The sequence below is a fragment of the Micromonospora sp. D75 genome (assembly GCF_018070405.1).
Taxonomy (GTDB): domain Bacteria; phylum Actinomycetota; class Actinomycetes; order Mycobacteriales; family Micromonosporaceae; genus Micromonospora; species Micromonospora chalcea.
This window is the reverse complement of the sequence record NZ_JAGPXV010000454.1, coordinates 1-4,940: the sequence shown is the minus strand read 5'-3', so window position 1 is coordinate 4,940 and position 4,940 is coordinate 1. Positions and strand designations below refer to the sequence as shown.

The 4,940-nt window shown below is 74.2% G+C and carries 3 protein-coding genes; 1 reads left to right on the top strand and 2 read right to left on the bottom strand.

Annotated features, from left to right (window positions below; genetic code table 11):
- Positions 1 to 1,975: AAA family ATPase (locus KBX39_RS22960; RefSeq protein ID WP_210872448.1), on the bottom strand; the 1,975-nt coding region annotated here is incomplete at its 3' end.
- Positions 1,976 to 2,169: 194 nt separating this feature from the next.
- Between KBX39_RS22960 and KBX39_RS22955 the strand changes: the two genes are divergently transcribed.
- Positions 2,170 to 2,691 (top strand): RICIN domain-containing protein, encoded by a 522-nt coding sequence (locus KBX39_RS22955; RefSeq protein ID WP_043323284.1) that lies wholly within the window; start codon positions 2,170 to 2,172, stop codon positions 2,689 to 2,691.
- A gap of 53 nt (positions 2,692 to 2,744) precedes the next feature.
- Here the strand turns inward: KBX39_RS22955 and KBX39_RS22950 are convergent.
- Positions 2,745 to 4,940, bottom strand: a 2,196-nt coding sequence (locus tag KBX39_RS22950; protein ID WP_247660474.1) for a carbohydrate-binding module family 20 domain-containing protein, incomplete at its 5' end; no start/stop codon positions are given.

The following is a 4,940-nucleotide window of genomic DNA, read 5'->3' as shown; positions in this document are numbered from 1 at the left end:
GCGCCTCCACCAGGGCCAGCGCGGCCAGCGCCACCGCCCGCAGCACCGGAAGCGCCACCTGCTCGGCGATCCGGACCGCCTCGGCGGCGGCCTGGTACGCCGCGTGCAGCCGGCCGGTGCGCCACTCCAGCCCGGCGAGCCGGGGCAGGGCGTACGCCAGCAGGAACACGTCGTCGGCGGCGCGGGCCCGGTCGATCTCCGGTTCCAGCAGCGCCCGCGCGGTGTCGTGGTCCCCGAGCCAGCAGAACACCTCGGCCAGCTCCGCCGCCGAGCCGTCGGCGTGGCCGGCGCAGGCGGCGACCAGGGCACGGGCCGACGCGACCCCTTCGGGCAGCCCGGCCAGCACCTGTGCCGCGGCCAGCCGGATCGGGCCCTTCGGCCAGGTCGCGCCCGCGTCCGCGGCGGCCAGCTCGGCCACCCGCGCGCACAGCGGCACCATGCCGGTGACGTCCAGCCGCGCCCAGAACTGGTTGACGCGGGCGCTCATCAGCCGGGCCGCGCCGAGCGGATCCGCTTGCGCGTACGCCTGCGCGTCGGCCAGGTACGCCTCGGCGCCCGCCGTGTCACCGTGCTGCTGCGCCAGGTGGGCGAGCAACGGCTTGACCCGGCAGCGCAGGTCGACGCGCCGGGTCAGTCCGATCGCCTCCTCCCCCAGCGTGATCGCGTGCCGGCTCGCGCCGGCGTTGGCCCAGGCGCGCGACGCGGCGGCGAGCCGGGACGCGCGTACGTCCGGGTCCGGGGTGAGACGGGCGGACCGTTCGTAGGCGCGGGCCTCGGCCACCACGCCGCCCCGGCGTTGCGCCCGCTCGGCGGAGTCGGCCAGCAACGCGGCGACGCCCTCGTCGGGCACGGTGGTGGCGGCCGCGAGATGCCAGGCCCGGCGGTCGGCGGTGTCGTCGCCGGTGAGCGCGGCGGCCACCGCCAGGTGGGCGGCCCGCCGCCGGCCGGGGCCGGCGACCGAGTGCACCGCGGCGCGGGTCAGCGGGTGGCGGAACGTCACCTCACGGTCGGTCACCCGGATCAGCCCGGCGTCGACCGCCGGGTCCAGCACGCCCAGGCGCAGCCCGTCCGCCATCAGGATCCGCTCCAGCAGCGCCGGGGTGGTGACCTCGGTGACCGCGCAGGCGACGAGCGCACGCCAGGTGTCGTCGGGCAGCCCGCGGGCGTGCGCCAGGACGGTCGTCTCGATGCGTTCGACGAGCACGAGAGGCTCCCGCAGCGGCAGCCACCCGTTGCGGTGCTCCTCGGACAGCGTCGCCGGCAGCTCGGTCAGCGCGAGCGGGTTGCCGGCGGTGGCCGCCGCCAGGTCGGCGGCGACCCGGCGGTCCAGGCCGGCGCGCATGGCGAGCCGGATCGCGTCGTCGCGTGCCAGACCGGTCAGCGGCAGCTCCGGCAGGCCGGGCGCGGGGAACGCGGGGGCGTCGCGGGCCGCGAAGACGACGGCGACCCGGTCCGCGAGCAGCCGCCGGGCGGTGAACAGCAACGCCTCGGCGGAGGCCGGGTCGATCCAGTGCGCGTCGTCGACCAGGCAGAGCACCGGCGTGTCCTCGGCCGCCGTCGTGAGCAGGCTCAGCGTCGCCACGTACGCGGCGAGCCGGTTGACCGGACGGGAACTGCCGTCGATGGCGAATACGGTACGCAGCGCGTCGGCCTGCTGCGCGGGCAGATCGCCGAGCCGGTGCAGCAGTGGCCGCGCCAGTTGGTGCAGCGCGGAGAACGGCAGGTCCGCCTCGAACGGCGCGCCGGTGGCGTGCAGCACCCGCATCCCGGTGGACCGGGCGGCACAGTGCTGCAGCAGCGCCGTCTTGCCCACGCCTGCCGCACCGCGCAGCACCAGGGCGCCGCCGTGACCGTCGACCGCGTCGGCCAGCAGCGCGCCGAGCCGCCGGCACTCGTCGGCGCGCCCGAGCAGGGCGTCATCACCGGTGTCCGTGGCCGTGCCGACGGCACCGGCCGGCGCCGGACCGCTGCCCATGACCGCACGCTAGCCGCCGGTGTGGTCCGTCCGGGCGGGCGCGACGCGAACCCGACAGGGTGCCCGCGCGGCCTCGTCGACTAGGAGGAACCCGGATCCGGGTGCCGTCGTGGCTCCCTAGCGTCTTCCCCAGTCGTCCGGCCGGTGACCACCGGCGGATCCGGGACGACGACACGACTCCGAGGGGAGACACCATGATCGGGAAGAGAGCGGCCGGGGTGCTGGCGGCGGGACTGCTCGCCGCCGGGTTCGGGGTGGCGTACGGCCCGCCGGCACAGGCCGCCAGCGGCCACTACGCCATCGTCAACTACGGCAGCGGCAAGTGCCTGGAGGTGGACCGGTCCGGCGCCCCGTCGTCGCTCGGCGGCCGGGTCGTGCAGCGCACCTGCGACGGCCAGGCCGTGCAGCGCTGGTCGCCGGTGGGCAGGGACACCTACACGTTCGTCAACCAGTTCAGCGGCATGTGCGTGGACGTCCGCAACGGGGTGAACGCCGACGGCACGCCGTTGCAGCAGTGGGCCTGCACCGGCACGTCGAGCATGAAGTGGACGGTCGACCCGAACTCGTTCGCGGGGGTGCACCAGATCAAGTCGCAGGTCGGTGGCCGGTGCATGGACGTGCGGAGTGGATCGGACGCCGACGGCGCGACGGTCCAGATCTACCGCTGCACCGGGTTCGGCAACCCGGCCCAGGTCTGGTCGTTCGCGGCGGTCTGACCGGCGCGGATGCGGCCCGTCCCCAGGGGTGAGGGGGACGGGCCGCACGATCGTCAGCGCCAGGTGTCGGTGACGGCCCGGGTGCCGCCGGCCGGCGTGGTGAGCGTCCGGTTCGCGCCGGACTCCCAGGTCACCGTCCCGTCCGGGTTCTTCTTGACGTACTTGTACTCGACAGCGGTGTTCGCGGGCAGGTCGACGGTGGCCCGCCAGACCGGGTACGCGGCCGAGGAGAGCGCGACGGCGGCGGCCGGGTTCCAGCCGCCGAGCGCCGGTATGTTGCCGACGACGAACACGTTCTGCCCGTAGGCGGTGGTCGCGGTGACGGAGAACGTGGTGGCCACAGCCGTGGAGACCGTGTCACCGCGGAACGTCTCGGTCACCGCGTACGTGCCGGTGGCCGGCGTGGTGAGCGTCCGGTTGGCGCCGGACTCCCAGGTGACCGCGCCGGCGGCGGTCAGCTTGACGAACTTGTACTCCACCGCGGTGGACCGGGGCAGGTCGACGGTGGCACGGTAGACGCCGCCGCCCTGCGCGGTGAGCTTGACGCCGCTCGCGGGCGTCCACGACCCGAGCGCGGAGATGCTGCCGACGACGCGGACGTCCTGCCCGGCGGCCAGGTTCGCGGTGACGGTGAACGTGGTGGCGATCCGGTCACCCGGGCTCACCGTGGGGGACACGGTCGGCGAGGGCGACACGGTGGGCGACACGGTCGGGGAGGCCGACGGGGACGGGCTCGCGCCCGGCCGGGCGTTCACGTGGATCGCGACCGCGTCGTTGGCCGGGAGGGTCACGGTGGCCCGGCCGCCGGACACGGTCACCGTGGAGCCGGTGCAGCCGCTGCCGGTGGCGACGCCGGAGATGACGTCGCAGTACCGGCCGTCGGCGAGCCCGGTGGTGAAGGTGGCGGTGGTGGCGGAGCCGGAGTCGTTGATGCCGATCCACGCCCGGTCGCCCCGGTGGAAGCCGATCACGTTGCTGTTCACCGTGGTGAAGTCCGAGACGGTCTTCACCGGGCGGGCGGCGTTGGCCCAGCCGACCATGCCCTTGACGCCGGTGGTGCGGCTCAGGCAGGTCCAGGCGGCGCCGCAGACCGTGTCGGTGACCCGTCCGGTGCCGTCGTGCGGCGGGGACTGGTTGCGGTTGGACCAGGTGAAGCTGTCGTAGACCGACGGCTTGCCGTGCGGGTAGGCCAGTGCGAAGTAGTTGGCCAGCACGTAGTCGGTGCCGTTCTTGTACGACAGCACCACGCCGTCGCGCTCCAGGTCGTGGTTGGTGACCATGGCGAAGACGTTGGCGCCGGGCGCGTCGAGGTTCCAGTTCGGCACGTTGGCCAGCGCCGAGATGGAGCCCTGGAAGGCCGAGCGGATGCCCTTGGCGTACGCGAAGTCGAGCACGTCGCCGTTGGCGATGTACGCACGGGCCTGCAGCGCGGAGTTGCTCGCCCCGTCGAAGATCTCCTGCGCGACATACGGGCGCCGGCCCTCGACGACCGTGTTGTTCAGCTTGCCGAGGATGGCCGCGAAGTCGTCCTTGCGGATGTGCTTGACCGCGTCGACCCGGAAGCCGTCGACGCCGAGCCCGATCAGGTCGTTGAGGTACGCGGCGATCTTGTTCCGGACCGCTTCCTTCTCGGTGTACAGGTCCGACAGCGACAGCAGCTCACAGCTGGTCACCTGGGCCTCGTTGTTCCAGTCGTTGATGGCGCCGCCGGTCGGGCAGTTGTCGCCGGGGCGGTGGAAGTCGCCGTCGCCGTACGGCACGGCCGGGTAGCTGTAGCCGGAGAACTCGGTGCCGGCGTAGCCGCGCGTACCGGCCGGGTTGTTGGTGCCGGCCATGTGGTTGACCACCGCGTCGACGTAGACGCGCACACCGGCGTTGTGGCAGGCGGTGACCATCGCGGCGAACTGCTGGCGGTTGCCGAACCGGCTGTCCAGCTTGTACGACACCGGCTGGTACACCTCGTACCACGGGTAGGCACCGTCGGCGCTGGCGGGCAGCTTCACCGACTCCTGCGGCGGTGCCACCTGCACCGCGCCGTAGCCGGCCGGTCCGAGGTGGTCGGTGCAGGCGGCGGCGACCGAGGTCCAGTTCCATTCCCAGAGGTTGGCGGTCACCTCGCTGTCGTTGAGTACGACGGCGGCGCGGGCGGGTGCGGCGGTGGTGGTGGCAGCCGCGACGGCAACCGTGCCGGCCGCCGCGCCGCGCGCGGCGGCGAGCAGCAGGCGGCCGGCACGGCCACGGGGGGGTGG

What these genes read in the sequence shown, in the direction of transcription:
- KBX39_RS22955 (WP_043323284.1), top strand. Translation starts at nt 2,170, where the DNA reads ATGATCGGGAAGAGAGCGGCCGGGGTGCTGGCGGCGGGACTGCTCGCC.